Annotated in this window: 14 protein-coding genes and 1 pseudogene; 3 read left to right on the forward strand and 12 right to left on the reverse strand. The window is 56.5% G+C overall.

The features are described 5' to 3' along the window. Positions 1-52: 52 nt before the first annotated feature. The 7 genes from ACZRJQ_RS00625 to gcl all read right to left on the reverse strand — a co-directional run bounded on the left by ACZRJQ_RS00625 (position 53) and on the right by gcl (position 8,881). Entirely contained in the window at positions 53-1,990 is a 1,938-nt protein-coding gene (locus ACZRJQ_RS00625) for a DNA topoisomerase III (RefSeq protein WP_463976489.1), read from the reverse strand. 252 nt (positions 1,991-2,242) lie between these two features. Further along, positions 2,243-3,247 (reverse strand): sulfate ABC transporter substrate-binding protein, encoded by a 1,005-nt coding sequence (locus ACZRJQ_RS00630; RefSeq protein ID WP_463976490.1) that lies wholly within the window; start codon positions 3,245-3,247, stop codon positions 2,243-2,245. Between the two features lie 93 nt (positions 3,248-3,340). Further along, on the reverse strand, positions 3,341-4,162 hold the full coding sequence (locus ACZRJQ_RS00635) for an ion transporter (RefSeq protein ID WP_463976491.1): 822 nt from the start codon (positions 4,160-4,162) through the stop codon (positions 3,341-3,343). A gap of 39 nt (positions 4,163-4,201) precedes the next feature. Continuing rightward, the gene (locus ACZRJQ_RS00640) at positions 4,202-5,113 is read right to left on the reverse strand and encodes an urea transporter (protein WP_463976492.1); all 912 of its coding nucleotides are present in this window, start codon (positions 5,111-5,113) and stop codon (positions 4,202-4,204) included. A 113-nt stretch (positions 5,114-5,226) separates the two neighbouring features. After that, positions 5,227-6,117, reverse strand: a complete 891-nt coding sequence (locus tag ACZRJQ_RS00645; RefSeq protein WP_463976493.1) for a 2-hydroxy-3-oxopropionate reductase — start codon at positions 6,115-6,117, stop codon at positions 5,227-5,229. A 147-nt stretch (positions 6,118-6,264) separates the two neighbouring features. Continuing rightward, positions 6,265-7,047, reverse strand: coding sequence for a hydroxypyruvate isomerase (gene hyi, locus ACZRJQ_RS00650; protein WP_463976494.1), 783 nt, complete (start codon positions 7,045-7,047; stop codon positions 6,265-6,267). 58 nt (positions 7,048-7,105) lie between these two features. Next, on the reverse strand, positions 7,106-8,881 hold the full coding sequence (gene gcl / locus ACZRJQ_RS00655) for a glyoxylate carboligase (RefSeq protein ID WP_463976495.1): 1,776 nt from the start codon (positions 8,879-8,881) through the stop codon (positions 7,106-7,108). Between the two features lie 266 nt (positions 8,882-9,147). Between gcl and ACZRJQ_RS00660 the strand changes: the two genes are divergently transcribed. Next, the gene (locus ACZRJQ_RS00660; protein WP_463976496.1) at positions 9,148-9,588 is read left to right on the forward strand and encodes a GlcG/HbpS family heme-binding protein; all 441 of its coding nucleotides are present in this window, start codon (positions 9,148-9,150) and stop codon (positions 9,586-9,588) included. A gap of 37 nt (positions 9,589-9,625) precedes the next feature. On the opposite strand, the gene ACZRJQ_RS00665 is transcribed toward ACZRJQ_RS00660, so the two are convergent. Continuing rightward, complete coding sequence (locus tag ACZRJQ_RS00665; protein ID WP_463976497.1) at positions 9,626-10,231, reverse strand: TetR/AcrR family transcriptional regulator; 606 nt, start codon at positions 10,229-10,231, stop codon at positions 9,626-9,628. 133 nt (positions 10,232-10,364) lie between these two features. Between ACZRJQ_RS00665 and ACZRJQ_RS00670 the strand changes: the two genes are divergently transcribed. Further along, positions 10,365-11,312, forward strand: a complete 948-nt coding sequence (locus ACZRJQ_RS00670) for a DUF808 domain-containing protein (RefSeq protein ID WP_463976498.1) — start codon at positions 10,365-10,367, stop codon at positions 11,310-11,312. On the opposite strand, the gene ACZRJQ_RS00675 is transcribed toward ACZRJQ_RS00670, so the two are convergent. From ACZRJQ_RS00675 to ACZRJQ_RS00685, 3 genes and pseudogenes are all read right to left on the reverse strand, one after another. Next, positions 11,309-11,692 carry a CZB domain-containing protein gene (locus tag ACZRJQ_RS00675; protein WP_463976972.1) on the reverse strand — a complete coding sequence of 128 codons (384 nt, stop codon included), beginning with the start codon at positions 11,690-11,692 and terminating at the stop codon, positions 11,309-11,311. The genes ACZRJQ_RS00670 and ACZRJQ_RS00675 overlap by 4 nt on opposite strands. Before the next feature lie 9 nt (positions 11,693-11,701). Beyond that, a pseudogene (locus ACZRJQ_RS00680) lies at positions 11,702-11,971 on the reverse strand (methyl-accepting chemotaxis protein); the annotation flags it as partial. Between the two features lie 569 nt (positions 11,972-12,540). After that, entirely contained in the window at positions 12,541-13,746 is a 1,206-nt protein-coding gene (locus tag ACZRJQ_RS00685) for an MFS transporter (RefSeq protein WP_463976499.1), read from the reverse strand. A gap of 142 nt (positions 13,747-13,888) precedes the next feature. On the opposite strand from ACZRJQ_RS00685, the gene ACZRJQ_RS00690 reads away from it, so the two are divergent. After that, positions 13,889-14,491 carry a TetR/AcrR family transcriptional regulator gene (locus ACZRJQ_RS00690; protein ID WP_463976500.1) on the forward strand — a complete coding sequence of 201 codons (603 nt, stop codon included), beginning with the start codon at positions 13,889-13,891 and terminating at the stop codon, positions 14,489-14,491. A gap of 19 nt (positions 14,492-14,510) precedes the next feature. On the opposite strand, the gene ACZRJQ_RS00695 is transcribed toward ACZRJQ_RS00690, so the two are convergent. Then, a complete protein-coding gene (locus ACZRJQ_RS00695; protein WP_463976501.1) occupies positions 14,511-15,296 on the reverse strand; it encodes an outer membrane protein OmpK in 786 nt (261 codons plus the stop codon). Between the last annotated feature and the right edge of the window lie 321 nt (positions 15,297-15,617).

Raw genomic sequence — 15,617 nt, forward strand, 5'->3', positions numbered from 1 at the left:
ATGTTTGGGTCTTTAGTGCTTTGATGGGTATCTGTCAGAAACCGCCACTGATTCACCCGCCTTTTGCCTTAACGGCTCGCTTGGGCTTAGGCTTACTCGTCGGTGTTTTACGCTTTTTCTTCCAGGCGGGTGCAACGCCTGCCGGGCTGGCTGGGCCGCTGATGGTCATGCGCATGCCGCTGCAACGCTCGATGTGTTTGCTCATCCATGCGGCTTGTTTGGCAACAAAGGTTTCGAGTGTCATTTCGCCGTTTTGCACCATGTCCAAGGCTTGTTCCCAAATGGCGGTGGTGCCCGGGTCGGCGATGGCGCGGGGCACCGCGTCAATCAGGCTGAAGGCGGGTGAGGTGGCGGCCAGTGCCTTGCCGTTTTTGATTAAGTAGCCGCGATCAAGCAGGCCTTGGATGATCCCGGCGCGGGTGGCTTCGGTGCCGATCCCGGTGGTGTCTTTAAGCTTTTGTTTGAGCAGTGGGTCTTGCACCAGCTTGGCGACGTTTTTCATGGCTTTGATCAAGTCGCCCTCAGTGAAGGGTTTGGGTGGCTGTGTCCACAGGTCTTTGAGTTGCACGTTGGCAATCGCGCAGTTCAGGCCTTCGTGCAATATCGGCAAGGGTTGTGGTGTGGGGGCTTCGCGTCCTTTGGCGGGCGCGAGGGCTTCGGGCAGGGCGCGCTTCCAGCCGGGCTCGACGATTTGTTTACCCACGGCGCGTAGGGCTTGACCTGCACAGTCGAAGTCGGCTTGGGTGCGGTCGTATTCGTGGTTGGGCAGAAATTGCGCCAGATAACGCGCGCGAATCAGGGTGTACACCGCACGGGGTTTGCCGCTCAAACGTTCAAGGTTTTTTGCGGCAGCGGTGGGGATGATGCCGTGGTGGGCGCTGACTTTTGCGTCGTTCCAGGCGCGTGAGCGGCGTTGTGGGTCGAGGTGGTCGGTTAGGGCGTCAAGAGCGGGGTCTGCGTGTTGCAAGGCGCCAAGAATAGACGCCGCCTCGCTGTGCTGGCTTTGGGGCAAGTAGCCACAATCGCTGCGCGGGTAGGTAATGACTTTGTAGGTTTCGTACAGCGATTGGGCAATGTCGAGGGTTTCTTGCGCGCCGAGACCGAGCTTTTTTGAACACACCTCTTGCAGTGTGCCGAGATCGAATGGCAGTGGGGCGACTTCGCGCACCCGTTCGGTACGCAGTTTGCTGACCCGTGCGCTGCTGGCGTTGCTCATCGCGGCTGCGGCTTGCTGTGCATGGGCTTGATTGAGGCAGCGATCGTGTTCGTCGCAGGTGTCAGGGTTGGCCCGCCATTGGGCGGTGAATACCTGTGCGTTGTGTTGGAGTTGCACGTCTATGGCCCAATAGGCGATGGGCACAAAGTCGCTGATGCTGCGATCGCGATCCACTACCAGCCGCAGCGTTGGAGTTTGTACCCGGCCAACCGGCAGTACGCCTTGGTAGCCAGATTGACGGCCCAGCAGGGTGAACAGACGGCTCATGTTCATCCCGATGAGCCAGTCGGCCCGTGAGCGTCCTAAGGCTGAGTGATACAGGTTGAAGGTATCTGCGCCGGGTTTGAGAGCAGCCAGTGCTTTGCGAATGGAGGCGTCGTCCAGTGCAGAAAGCCACAAACGCTGGATAGGGCCGCGATAACGGCAATGTTCGACCAGTTCGCGAGCGATCATTTCGCCTTCGCGGTCGGCGTCGGTAGCAATGACCAATTCACTCGCTTCTCCCAACAAGCGTTTAACGGCTTTGAACTGGCTGGCTGTTTTTGGTTTGACTCGCATCTTCCATTTGTCAGGAATGATCGGCAGATCGGCCAGTACCCAACGCTTGTAGCGCTCATCGTAAGCGTCTGGCGGAGCCGTTTCGAGCAAGTGGCCGATGCACCAGGTGACGGTGGCATTAGGGCCAACCCAGCAGCCATCACCGCGTCGGCTGGCACCGAGCACGGCCGCTATATCTTTGGCTTGGGAGGGTTTTTCACACAGAAACAGCCGCATCGCTCTACTCGTTCATGCTGCGCAGAAGGTGCACAGCATGAGCAGGTATTGGTCAGAGGGCAACTGTTTTTACTGTATTGATGTACAGGTGTTAGGCGGCACGCTGATTGCGTAGCCGCCGCCGCGAGGTGCGTTCGATTGCGAGGGCAGCTTAAACGCGGGATCTGCGGTTGTGCAGACTTGTCGCGATTTATGGCTTGCTACGCCGAACGCAGCCAGCGGCAGCTGCTATGGAGTGTGATTACGCGGTTGTTACTGATTGTAGATCTGGTCGAAGATGCCGCCATCGTTGAAGTAGGTTTTTTGCACGTCACGCCAGTCGCCGAAGGTTTTTTCAACTGACAGGAAGTCAACTTTCGGGAAGAGGTCGTTGTACTTGGCCAGCACTGCTGCGTCTCGTGGGCGCAGGTAGTTTTTGGCTGCGATTTCCTGGCCTTCAGGCGACCACAGGTACTTCAAGTACTCATCAGCTGCAGCACGGGTGCCTTTTTTGTCGACCACTTTATCGACCACGCTCACGGGTGGCTCTGCTTCGGCAGACACGCTTGGGTAGATCACTTCGAATTGGTCGCGACCAAATTCACGCGCGATCATTTCTGCCTCGTTTTCAAAGGTCACCAACACGTCGCCGATCTGGTTGGTCATGAAGGTGGTGGTGGCAGCACGACCGCCGGTATCGAGCACAGGTGCTTGTTTGAACAGTTTGCCCACGAAATCTTTGGCCTTGGCTTCGTCGCCGCTATTTTTCAGAACATAGCCCCAGGCTGACAGGAAGGTGTAGCGGCCATTACCCGAGGTTTTGGGGTTGGGTACGATCACTTGCACGCCATCTTTGAGCAGATCGGGCCAGTCTTTCAGGGCTTTGGGGTTACCTTTGCGCACGATGAAAACGGTGGCAGAGGTGAACGGGGCGCTGTTGTCTGGCAGGCGTGTAACCCAATTCTCTGGGACTAATTTGCCATTGTCGGCAAGGGCGTTGATGTCGGTGGCCATGTTCATGGTGATCACGTCAGCCTTAAGGCCGTCGATGACCGAGCGCGCTTGCTTGCTGGAGCCACCAAAGGACATTTGCACGTTGAGCTTGTCGTCTTTGTGCTCAGGCTGCGCTTCCCAGTGTTTTTTGAACGCAGTGTTGTAGTCCTTGTAGAAATCTCGCATCACGTCGTAAGACACGTTCAGCAAGGTGGTGTCCGCATGAGCGAAGCTGCTGAGGGCCAGGCCTGCGGCCAAGAGTGAGGCGCTAAAAAGTTTTTTCACTGCGCATTCCTTGTTATGGGGAGCAATTAGGGCAATTTGCCAGCGACTATAGCGGGTGCCGCATAGTCCTTTAAAGATTAAAAAGTGCTTTGGTTATACGTTTTTAGTAAAAAGCGCATTGCCGCACCGCGAACAAAAAGCGGCAGCTTGCTCGTGGCGTTCCTTTTTGCAGGTGGGGCAGTTGTGTTTGAGTTGCTCACCCCGCATGGCGTTGGCCAGTTCGGCAGTGAATATCCCGGTGGGCACAGCGATGATCGAGTAGCCCGTGATCATGACCATGGCCGAGATGATTTGCCCAAGCGGGGTTTTTGGCACGATGTCACCAAAGCCCACGGTGGTCAGGGTCACGATGGCCCAGTAAATGCTGACGGGAATGCTGGTGAAGCCGTTCTCCGGGCCTTCGACCACGTACATCAAGGTGCCGAACACCGTGACCAAGGTCGACACGCTGACCAAGAACACGATGATTTTTTGTTTACTGCCGCGCAGAGCTGACAGCAAGTAATTGGCTTGCTTCAAGTACTGAGCCAGCTTGAGCACGCGGAAAATCCGCAACATGCGGATGATGCGGATGATTAACAGGTACTGCGCGTCGCTGTAATAAATGGCCAAAATGCCCGGCACAATGGCCAGTAAATCCACCAAGCCATAAAAGCTAAAGGCATAGCGTAACGGCTTGGGGGAGCAATAAAGGCGTAGGCCGTATTCAATGGCAAATATGAACGTGAAGCCCCATTCGATATACGCCAGCAGGTTGGCGTAATCGCGGTGGATGCTGTCGATACTGTCGAGTACCACGACGATCAGGCTGCACAGAATGATCAGCAGCAGCGTGGTGTCGAAACGGCGCCCCGCAGGTGTGTCGACCTGAAAGACCATCACGTATAAGCGCTGGCGCCAATCCTTGTTATCCATGTAGGTTGCTCAATGCCCAAAGATCAGAAGATTCGGGGATTAGCGCTCAATGCGCAACCCGGATTCCTCTGCCCGACGATTTAGCGTGGGTTTGAGCACTCGCACGCTGGCGTGTACCAGCCAGCAACTGAGGATAAACGGAGCGGTTAATGGGGGCAGGCCCACGGCATGAAAGCCGGGAGTGAGCAACAAGGTGGCGCCGATGCCAATCAGCGGTAACCAGGGCTGGCGCCGTTGTTGGCTCAAGGCCAGTGCCACCAGCGCCGAGTTATAACCTGCCAGGCCGCTTAACGCCGCTGCCGTGTCTTGTTGATACAGACTGAAGACCAGCCCTGCGAATGATCCCGCCAGCGCCCATGCCGCCGCTCGCCATTGACTGAGCCCGAGGCCGATGACGATCAATAACCCGGCGATGGGGGGTTGCAGCAGCATGACTTGGCCGATACCACTGAACAAAGCCTTGATCAGGGTTATCGCATTGACGGGCTGAACAGCGGTTACTGAGCCGGGCGCTGAGGTGTTTAAGCTCAGTAAAATCCAGCCGAGCCCCACAAAAGGCGCTGTGTAGGCCAATAAACTTTGGGTGTGTGTGGCGCGTTTAAGCCACTGGTGGATGAGCATTGTGCTCAGGCCTGAGCTGGCGATGATCAGCAGTGGCAGCATGGCTGACCACGGCAGTTGATGGCTCAACAAAAGCCCCAGCAATATGCCGTTGTAACTGTAGAGTCCGGCCTGACGCTCCGCTTTGGCATAGCCACGACGCTGCGCAGTTAAGAGCCCCGTGACCCCGCCGAGCAGTGCCCCACCGAGTAATGTGGGTGCAGCAATAACAATCGCCAATAAGCACAACACTCCGCACAAGGGGTGTCGTTGCAGGAAGATTTGGCTGAAACCATTGCACAGGGCCGTGGCCCAATCGGGGCAGGTGGGACTCAGAGAATGTGAACTCATGGCGCAGCCAGCTTTGTTTTTTACAGGCGAACAGATCCCGCAGGTGCTGCCAAAGGCGTTAAAAGTTGCAGCCTTGGGCAGCGCCAACGGTGAGCTTCAGTCAGCGTTTAGGGTTACTTGTCGCGAATCGAGAAGTTGGCCATGTGTTCCAGGCCCTTGATCAGCGCAGAGTGGTCCCAGTTGCTGCCGCCAATGGCAGCGCAGGTGCTGAACACTTGTTGCGCGTTGGCAGTGTTTGGCAGGTTGATCCCCAGCTCGCGCGCGCCCGCCAGTGCCAAGTTGAGATCCTTTTGATGCAGGCTGATACGGAAGCCCGGATCAAAGGTGCCTTTGATCATGCGTTCGCCGTGAACTTCGAGGATTTTGGATGAGGCAAAACCGCCCATTAGCGCTTCACGCACCTTGGCCGGGTCAGCGCCGTTTTTGGCCGCAAATACCAGCGCTTCGGCCACGGCCTGAATATTGAGGGCGACGATGATCTGGTTCGCGACCTTAGCGGTTTGGCCGTCGCCATTGGCACCGACCAACGTGATGTTTTTACCCATGCTTTGCAGCAAGGGCAGGGCGCGGTCGAAGGTCGTTTGTTCGCCACCCACCATGATGCTCAAGGTGCCAGCCTTGGCACCCACTTCGCCACCCGATACGGGGGCGTCAAGGTATTGCGCGCCCAGGGCCTTGATTTTTTCAGCGAAAGCTTTGGTGGCCGTGGGGGAGATCGAACTCATGTCGATCACCACTTTGTTCGGGCTCAAGCCCGCGCTTATGCCGTCTTCACGAAACAGCACGTCTTCAACCTGCGGGGTGTCGGGCACCATCACGATGATGAATTCAGCTTCTTGGGCGACTTCTTTCGGGTTGGCCAACGCCACGGCGCCCGCAGCCACCAGCTCAGCCGGGGCTGCGCCGCGGTGAGTTGACAGAAATAAGCTGTGCCCCGCTTTTTGCAGGTTGCTGGCCATAGGCGAACCCATGATGCCGGTGCCGATAAATCCGATTTTAGCCATGACAAATCCTCTTGTTTTTATTGGAGCTGTTTGGATTTCTGTAGTTGCTGCCGAAGGCTGCGATAAGGCCCCAAAGGACCTTTGGAATTGCGACTGTCTTGCAGTCCATCGCAGCCTGCGGCAGCGACTACAGGGTGTGCCGTGTGTTTAAACCGCGTTATAGGTTTTCAGCCAGCCAAGGCCTGCTTCTGTGCTGGTCAACGGTTTGTATTCGCAGCCCACCCAGCCCTCGTAGCCAATGCGGTCAAGGTGTGCGAACAAAAAGTGGTAGTTGATCTCACCAGTGCCCGGCTCGTTGCGACCGGGGTTGTCGGCCAGTTGGATGTGGTTGATCTGCGGCAGGTGCGTTTGCATCGTGCGGGCCAGATCACCTTCCATGATTTGCATGTGGTAGATGTCGTATTGCAGAAACAGGTTGGCGCTACCGACCTTGTCCTTAATCGCCAGCGCCTGACGCGTGTTGTTGAGGTAGAAGCCCGGAATGTCACGGGTGTTGATGGCTTCCATCACCAATTTGATGCCGACCGCTTGCAGCTTGTCGGCCGCGTATTTGAGGTTGGCGATGAAGGTTTTTTCAACCGTAGCGTCGTCGACCCCTTGTGGACGAATTCCGGCCAGGCAGTTGATTTGGGTATTGCCCAGCACTTGCGCATAAGCAATGGCCAGATCGACGCCCGCGCGGAACTCTTCAACCCGATCCGGCAGGCACGCAATGCCGCGCTCGCCTTTGGCCCAGTCGCCCGCGGGCAGGTTGAACAGCACTTGGGTCAGGCCGTTGGCCTCAAGCTGAGCCTTGATGTCGGCGGAGTTGTAGTCGTAAGGAAACAGGTATTCAACGCCGTGGAAACCAGCGTTGGCAGCCGCTTGAAAACGGACAAGGAAATCCTGTTCGGTGAACAGCATGGACAGGTTGGCGGCAAAACGCGGCATGGTGAACTCCTGCAATGTTTAATCGCCCTCAACCTTTTGGGGGAGGGCGAGGGTCTGGTTAGTCGAGCATCGAGATGGCGGTCGGTGCATCGTTACCCACCAAGGCCAAGTCTTCAAACTCATTGACAGCGTTGATCTCGGTGCCCATCGAAATATTGGTCACGCGCTCCAGAATAATCTCGACTACTACCGGCACGCGGAATTCTTTGATCAGCGCTTGAGCTTTGCGCAGGGCTGGCTGGATTTGATCCGGCTCAAACACGCGCAGCGCTTTACAGCCCAGACCCTGAGCTACAGCGACGTGATCCACGCCATAGCCATTGAGTTCGGGGGCGTTGAGGTTGTCGAACGACAGTTGCACGCAGTAGTCCATTTCGAAACCACGCTGAGCCTGACGGATTAGGCCCAAGTAGGAGTTGTTCACCACAACGTGGATGTACGGCAGGTTGAACTGCGCACCCACCGCCAGTTCTTCGATCATGAACTGGAAGTCATAATCGCCCGACAATGCCACGACGTTGCGATTGGGGTCGGCCTTGACCACGCCCAGTGCGGCAGGAATGGTCCAACCCAACGGGCCGGCCTGACCGCAGTTGATCCAGTGCCGAGGCTTATAAACGTGTAGAAATTGCGCGCCGGCAATTTGCGACAAACCGATGGTGCTGACGTAGCAAGTGTCTTTGCCGAACACTTGGTTCATCTCTTCGTACACGCGTTGCGGCTTGACGGGTACGTTGTCGAAGTGAGTTTTGCGATGCAGGGTAGCTTTGCGCTGTTGGCAGTCTTGCAGCCATGCGCTGCGGTTTTTCAGCTTGCCAGCGGCTTTCCATTCACGCGCTACTTCAAGGAATACCTTGAGTGCAGCACCTGCATCAGAAACGATGCCCAAATCTGGGTTAAACACGCGGCCAATTTGCGTCGGCTCTATGTCTACGTGAATGAACTTGCGGCCCTCGGTGTAGACCTCCACCGAACCGGTGTGGCGGTTGGCCCAGCGGTTGCCGATGCCCAGCACTACGTCAGACTTGAGCAAGGTGGCGTTGCCATAGCGGTGCGAGGTTTGCAGGCCGACCATGCCCACCATCAGCGGGTGATCGTCGGCAATCGTGCCCCAGCCCATCAGGGTTGGGATGACAGGAATGCCCGTCAACTCGGCGAACTCCACGAACAGTTCGCAGGCATCAGCATTGATCACGCCGCCGCCGCACACCAGCAGCGGGCGCTCGGCCTGGTCGAGCATGGTCAGGGCTTTTTCGACTTGAACCCGATTGGCAAAAGGCTTGGCCAGTGGCAGGGGCTGGTAGGCGTCGATGTCGAATTCAATTTCGGCCATTTGCACATCAAACGGCAGGTCAATCAGCACGGGGCCGGGGCGCCCGGAGCGCATTTCGTAAAAGGCTTTTTGGAACGCGTAAGGCACTTGACCCGGCTCCAGCACAGTGGTCGCCCATTTGGTGACGGGCTTAACGATGCTGGTGATGTCCACAGCCTGAAAGTCTTCTTTGTGCATGCGGGCTCGCGGTGCTTGACCGGTGATGCACAGAATCGGGATCGAGTCGGCCGAGGCACTGTAGAGGCCCGTCACCATGTCGGTACCTGCCGGGCCTGAAGTGCCGATGCACACACCGATGTTGCCCGCCTTGGTGCGGGTGTAGCCCTCGGCCATGTGCGAGGCGCCTTCGACGTGGCGAGCAAGGACGTGATCGATACCGCCCACTTTTTGCAGGGCTGAGTACAGCGGGTTGATGGCGGCGCCCGGGATACCAAATGCGGTATCGACACCTTCGCGACGCATCACCAAAACGGCGGCTTCGATTGCTCTCATTTTGCTCATTGCTTTGTGCCTCTTACGTTTTGTAATTGTATACAAGTGGCTGTGAGGCGAGTGTATTCACCCTCTGCTGTGCAGGTCAATGGGTTTTATGAAAACGAAGGTGATTGCTTTAGAGTCCCTGTTTTAGGCGGTCTGCATGAAATATCTTCTCTATATCATTAAAAATTGTATACAAAGTGATTTTATATTGTGTTCTATTGGTCTTATTGAGAGTGTCATTCATGACGCAAAAAAGACTTTCCGATAACAATATAAGGACGGCAACCATGAGTGCTTTAACCTTGAAAGTCGCTTTAAGCCTGACCGCTCAGGCCCTCAGCGCCGCCAGACAAATCAACGCCGCACCGTTAACGGTGGCGGTGCTTGATGGGGGTGGGCATTTGATGGCATTGCAGCGTGAAGACGGCGCCAGTTTATTGCGCCCCAATATTGCGATTGGTAAAGCCTGGGGTGCGATTGCACTGGGCAAGGGCTCGCGTTTATTGGCTTTGGATGCCCAGCAGCGCCCGGCGTTTTTTGCGGCGCTCAATGGTATGGGGCAGAGCGACGTGGTGCCGGCGCCGGGAGGCGTGCTGATTCGTGATGATCAGGGCCAAGTGATTGGCGCCATTGGTATCAGCGGCGACACCTCGGACATTGATGAACAATGCGCAATCAGTGCCATTGAAGCCCAAGGCCTGCGGGCCGATGCGGGAGTAGTGGTTTAACAGCACGCTTCGTTTGAGCGGCTGCAGGCTGCGATGTTTAGTCCGGGGTGCAGCCTTTCAAGACCAACCGAATAATGGTCTGGGTGGCCGCTTCGTAGTCGCTGTCGTCCAGCTTGGCTTTGCCGGTGATGGCCGAAATTTGCCAGTCGAAGTCTGCGTAGGTCTGGGTTGCCGCCCAGATGCTGAACATCAAGTGGTGCGGGTCGATGGGGGCAATTTGGCCGCGATCAATCCAGCTCTGGATGCAGTCGATGTTGTGTTTGGCCTGAGCATTGAGCAGTTCGACCTGCTGCGCACTCAAGTGGGGGGCGCCGTGCATGATTTCGCTGGCGAACACTTTTGAGGCAAAGGGTAAGTCACGGGAGATGAGAATTTTTGAGCGGATGTAATTGCTCAGTACTTCATTAGGCTCGCCGTCGGCGTTAAACGGGGTCGAAGCACGCAAAATCGGGTCGATAATGCTTTCGAGCACCTCGCGATAGAGGTTCTCCTTGGACTTGAAGTAGTAGTAAACATTGGGCTTTGGCACCCCAGCCTTGGCCGCGATGTCACTGGTTTTGCTGGCAGCAAAGCCCTTGTCGGCAAACTCTTCGCTGGCGGCACGCAAAATCAGTTCTTTATTACGCTCGCGGATACTGCTCATAGACCGGGTATTTCCTTGCCTGCTCGGGCGGTCGGGCATGGTAGCACCGGGCCTGTAAGCCGCTCAAGATTGCCGCTTTGCTGCGGGCGCACGCTATGCTGTACGCCATTCAATCTTAAAGGGATGCTGACCTATGGCTGGCAGTAGCTTGCTGTTATTGCTTGACGATATTGCCGCCGTACTCGACGACGTCGCGCTCATGACCAAAATGGCCGCCAAAAAGACCACCGGCGTGCTGGGTGACGACTTGGCGCTCAATGCGCAACAAGTGTCTGGGGTGCGCGCCGAACGCGAGTTGCCCGTGGTTTGGGCGGTCGCTAAAGGCTCGTTTCGTAATAAGTTGATTTTGGTGCCCGCCGCCTTAGCCATCAGTGCGTTTGTGCCGTGGGCAGTCACGCCGTTATTGATGGTGGGCGGTGCGTACTTGTGTTTTGAGGGTTTTGAAAAGCTGGCGCACACGTTCATGCACCGTAAAACGCAGGAGCATGGTTCGCAACAAGCGGTGCATGAGGCGCTGGCTGACCCGACGGTTGATCTGGAGGCTTTTGAAAAAAGCAAAATCAAAGGGGCGATCCGCACGGACTTTATTTTGTCTGCCGAGATTATCGCTATCAGTTTGGGGATTGTGGCTCAGGCACCTTTGGTGCAGCAGGTCATCGTGTTGTCCGGGATTGCGGTTGTGATGACAGTGGGTGTTTACGGGCTGGTGGGTGGCATCGTCAAGCTTGATGACGGCGGCTTGTACTTGAGCCAGAAGACCGGCGACGGTGTGTGGCCGCGGGCACAACGCAGTTTCGGTCGGGGCGTGCTGAGCGCGGCGCCTTACATGATGAAAAGCTTGTCGGTGATTGGTACGGCTGCGATGTTTATGGTCGGCGGCGGGATCTTGACCCACGGCGTGCCTGTGTTGCATCACTGGGTTGAAGGTGTCGCGCAAAGCAGCGCCCAGTGGTTGGGCGCTGCGTCTATGGTAGTGCCGACCTTGCTCAACGCCGTGGCGGGCATCATTGCGGGTGCTGTGGTGTTAGCCGGTGTGGCCATTGTGAGCAAGGTCTGGCGGGCGCTTAAGCCTAAGGGTTAATGGCTCAAACTATCGAGCAAGGTGCTGACGCTAAGGCTGGCGTTCTCCATGTCGTTGATTTCCAGCAGCACTTTGCTCCAGTTTTGTTCCTGGGCTGCGTGCAGTGCGTTGTGCGCGGTTTCATGCACAATCCGGTGCGGCTCGTTGAGCTGCTGGAAGTTACGGTCATTGGCATACAACGCTTGCGTTTCAGGTGTCAGATACCATTTGCCCAGCCGGCAGGTGGTGTGGGTTGAGAGCTGCACGTTGTCGTCCTGTTTGAACAGGCGCTGATAAACCATCAGCTTGAACAGCAGGTGATCGAGCTTCACTGATTCGCAAAATGAGCGCAGAGCAATGCCTTCGATCAGTTGGCCCATGTGCTCGCCCAGGGTCATCATCTCGTCCAGGGTTTGCGCTGAGCGCGACACGTCGCCAGACAAGCGTGAGGCTTCAGTGGACAGAATTTCGATGCAATCGCTGGCGGCTGCGGTTTCCTGGTTGATGCTGGTCACCAGCAGGCTGATTTCTTGAGTGGCACCATTGGTTCGTTGCGCCAGTGCCCGAACCTCATCAGCAACCACAGCAAAGCCGCGGCCTTGTTCACCTGCACGGGCGGCTTCGATGGCAGCGTTAAGGGCCAGCAGATTGGTTTGTTCAGACACCGCTTTAATCAGCTCGACAATACGGCTGATCTCCCCGACACGCTGGCGCAGAACCCCCACACTTTGCACGCTGTTGATGCCCTGACCGGCCATGTGCTCCAGTGAGCAAGAGAACCCGCCCAGCAATTCCGAGGTTTGGGCGAACACATTACTGTTCTCGCGCAAATGCACGACTTCGCCTTGCAGGCTTTCGGCCTGAGCAACCACGCCGTCACGGGTTTTTTGCAGCGACTCGTCAAAACGCTCCAGCTTGCTGTGCAAGTCTTGTTGGTAGCGTTCGTAGTGGTTAAGCACTTCTTGTTGATCGCGGTCTTGAAGGACCTGTGCACGCAGGGCTTGAACATCCTGTTCAAGGGCCTGTTTCTCCTGCTCTAACGCATTTACCTGCGTTTCAAGATTGGCGCAGCGTTGGCGCCATCGGCTGTTGAACATCCGGTTGTACTCCCGAGGGCTTGAGACAGAGCGTCTTGATGAAAGGTAACTCTCTTTTTATCGGCCGCATCGGGGGAAAAATAATAGCCATACGAAAAATAATGCTATTGGCCGGAAAAATGCCCCTGTCACCGCGAGCACACAACGGGTGTTCAGGCACAGACAGCGGCGCTTGGGTGTGTGCTTTTTTGCAAAAGGCGGTAGCCCAGCACGGCAAACAACAACACCCCGCCGCCCGCCGCCAGTGATACGCCAAACCCAGCTTGAGCGCCAAAAGCGTCGATGACCCAGCCACCGATCACTGCGCCCAGTGCGACCCCCATGCCCAGGCCTGTGATCATCCACGTCAGGCCTTCGGTCAGCTTGGCGGGCGGTACGATGTTTTCGACCAGTCCCATGGCGGTAATCAGGGTTGGGGCGAAGAACAAGCCCGCCACAAACATGGCAGCAGCCAAGGTGGCAATGCTGCTGACCCACATCAGCGGCACGACCGTAATGGCGGTGGCCAAAGCACCGAGCAAAAACAGCTTGGGCAACGGCATGTTCAGTTTTAACGTGCCGAATACCAGGCCGACAGCGCACGAGCCTAGCGCATAGACCGACAACACAATGCTGGCAGCGGCGGGCTGACCTTGCTGCTGAGCGAAGGCGACACTGACCACATCGACCGTGCCGACAATGGTGCCCATGCCCAGCAGCACCATGAGCAAAATCACCACTGCGCCCTGACGTAAAACGGTGCCAGTGTGCTCAGTGCTGCGTGCATGCACCGGCGGTTCTGTTTGGCGTTGGAGCACAAATGCAGTTACGCCGACCGCCAGCAAAATAGCTGCGAGCAAGGGGCCAGCCTGTGGGAAAACCGCCACACTCAAGCCGACCGAGATGGGCGGGCCGATGATGAAGCTCACTTCATCGAGCACCGATTCAAACGAGAAAGCGGTGTGCAATTTAGGAGAGCCGCGGTACAGCTCAGTCCAGCGAGCCCGCACCATCGCCGGCATGCTGGGAATACAGCCAGCAAAGGCTGCGCATACAAACAGCGTCCAATCAGGGGTGCCCAAGTGGCTGCACAGCAGCAGTGCGAGCAGCGCGCACACGCCCACAGCGGTGACCCCGGGTAAAACGCGGCCTTGGCCGTAACGATCAACCCAGCGCGAGATTTGCGGCGCGAGCAACGCCATCGACAAGGCAAAGGTCGCAGCCACGGCGCCGGCCAGCCAATACGAGCCGCGTAACTGCGCCAGCAAGGTGATGATGCCGATTCCGGTCATGGAAATCGGCATGCGTGCGATCAGGCCGGCGGCACAAAAAGCCTTGGTGCCGGGGGCGCTGAAAATCTCGCGATAAGGGTTAGCCATACAAGCTCCGCAACAATAAAGGGGGCCGCGTTTCAAATGCAGTCGCTGGTGAGTTCTGACATACGCGGCGTATGCAGAAATATACGCATACGTAGCGTATGTCAATTAACATACGGCGCGTATCCCAAAATAGGTGGCAGCTATGGCGCCCAAAGCGCGTACCCAAATGATTGAACAAACCCGTGCCAAGTTGCTGGAGGCTGCGCGTCAGGCATTTGGTTCGGCAGGTTATGCCAATACCTCAATGGATGAATTAACCGCTTCGGTTGGCCTGACCCGCGGTGCGCTGTATCACCATTTTGGTGACAAGAAGGGGTTATTGCAGGCAGTGGTGCAGCAGGTTGATGGCGAGCTGGACGCGCAGTTGGCGCACGTCTTTGAGCGCGCAGCCAGCCCGTGGGAGGGCTTTAAGGGGCGTTGCCGGGTGTTTCTGGAAATGGCGCTGCAAGTTGAAGTGCAGCGAATCATGCTGCGCGATGCACCTTCAGTGCTGGGCTCTGAGTATTTGCAGAGCAGCCAGTCGCAGTGCTGCGGGTCGATGGCGGCCATGCTTGAAGGTTTGATGGCGACGCAGGTGATTCAACACACAGACCCTGAGGCATTGGCGCGATTGATCCAAGGCGGGTTGATGGATGCTTCGTTCTGGATTGCCGGGGCCGACAACCCCCCGCAGCGTCTGGCGGCCGCACTGGACAGCCTTGACCTGATGCTGCGGGGTTTGTTGCAAGTGCCTGCGCCGCATTAAGCCAGCGCAGGCCTGAGCATCAGAAGTGGTACTTGACCAACAGGCTTGCGGTGTCCTGAGTGGTTTTGAATGAACCGCTGTCTTCGATGCCGTATTTGTTTTTCCAGTAGTCGTACTCGACGCCGACGTACAACTGCTTGGCGCCCCAGCTCAGCGCTTTGCCCAAGTCATATTTGATCTGCGGGTTGAAGTGCAGGTTGGCGTGGTAGGTGCCGCGCGCGTTTTTGTCGTTGTCGACCACCCAATCCATGTAACCGTCGATCAACACATCCGAGTTACCCAGCGCCAGGGTGTAAGACCACACCGGAGTGATTTGCCATACGCCTTTACCTGGGCGATTACCTTCAGGGAAGCGCTGGTAGAAGTTCAACTGGAAGTAATCAAAGCCCGGCACATTCAGGTCAAAACCCGGGCCGATCAGATAGGCTTCGGTATCGCCCTCGCCAAACTCATACGTCATGGCCAGCAGCACGTCTTTGATTGGGCCAAACTCCAACTTCTGGTCGAAGATTTTGCCAAACGATAAACGGGGGGTGAATTCCCCGTAGTAAGTGTTGGGGCCGACATTACCGTCTTCTTTGCCGTTGTAAAAAATACGGTCGAGGAAGAAGAAGTTATCGCCGTACTTCCAGCTGTCTGCGTGTTCGAACGTCAGGGTTTGTTGAATCGATGGATTCACCTGGAAGTTCTTACCCCACAAATAAGTAAGGCTATTGGTTTGCCATTGCAACAGGTCCCCGGCGACTGCCGGAGCCCCGCCCAACAAGCTCCCCGCTAGCATCAGGCTGGTAAGAGTGCGCTTCATTCGGTTGCTCCAAAATTAAAGTGTTCTGCATTAATGGGAACGTGGCGCTCTGTTACGGCGTCTTGGTTCCTGTTTTAAAACTTGCCTTTACGGTCAACTTTAATATTTAAAGCAAGTGCTGAGCCAAGTCTGAAAAACGACCAAAAAAAGCCGCTCGGCTGTCGTAAGACAGTTGAGTCTGGCAAGAGGCGAACAAGTCGCAGCGCTTGATTTAAACGTATTAAGTTGGCTTTAAAGTCAGCTTTAAACACCGCTCACCATGAGCGGCCGCGGAGAATACTGGCTCTTGCGGCTGCACTCAAGTGCCCTGTGATTGCTCAG

This window comes from Pseudomonas sp. E315, from assembly GCF_055406205.1.

Bases quoted from the DNA above. Each gene is read 5' to 3' on its own strand.
- ACZRJQ_RS00635 (WP_463976491.1), bottom strand. From the start codon at position 4,162: ATGGATAACAAGGATTGGCGCCAGCGCTTATACGTGATGGTCTTTCAG.
- gcl (WP_463976495.1), bottom strand. From the start codon at position 8,881: ATGAGCAAAATGAGAGCAATCGAAGCCGCCGTTTTGGTGATGCGTCGC.
- ACZRJQ_RS00645 (WP_463976493.1), bottom strand. From the start codon at position 6,117: ATGGCTAAAATCGGATTTATCGGCACCGGCATCATGGGTTCGCCTATG.
- ACZRJQ_RS00625 (WP_463976489.1), bottom strand. From the start codon at position 1,990: ATGCGGCTGTTTCTGTGTGAAAAACCCTCCCAAGCCAAAGATATAGCG.
- ACZRJQ_RS00640 (WP_463976492.1), bottom strand. From the start codon at position 5,113: ATGAGTTCACATTCTCTGAGTCCCACCTGCCCCGATTGGGCCACGGCC.
- ACZRJQ_RS00670 (WP_463976498.1), top strand. From the start codon at position 10,365: ATGGCTGGCAGTAGCTTGCTGTTATTGCTTGACGATATTGCCGCCGTA.
- hyi (WP_463976494.1), bottom strand. From the start codon at position 7,047: ATGCCGCGTTTTGCCGCCAACCTGTCCATGCTGTTCACCGAACAGGAT.
- ACZRJQ_RS00665 (WP_463976497.1), bottom strand. From the start codon at position 10,231: ATGAGCAGTATCCGCGAGCGTAATAAAGAACTGATTTTGCGTGCCGCC.
- ACZRJQ_RS00685 (WP_463976499.1), bottom strand. From the start codon at position 13,746: ATGGCTAACCCTTATCGCGAGATTTTCAGCGCCCCCGGCACCAAGGCT.
- ACZRJQ_RS00675 (WP_463976972.1), bottom strand. From the start codon at position 11,692: ATGATGACCCTGGGCGAGCACATGGGCCAACTGATCGAAGGCATTGCT.
- ACZRJQ_RS00660 (WP_463976496.1), top strand. From the start codon at position 9,148: ATGAGTGCTTTAACCTTGAAAGTCGCTTTAAGCCTGACCGCTCAGGCC.
- ACZRJQ_RS00690 (WP_463976500.1), top strand. From the start codon at position 13,889: ATGGCGCCCAAAGCGCGTACCCAAATGATTGAACAAACCCGTGCCAAG.
- ACZRJQ_RS00695 (WP_463976501.1), bottom strand. From the start codon at position 15,296: ATGAAGCGCACTCTTACCAGCCTGATGCTAGCGGGGAGCTTGTTGGGC.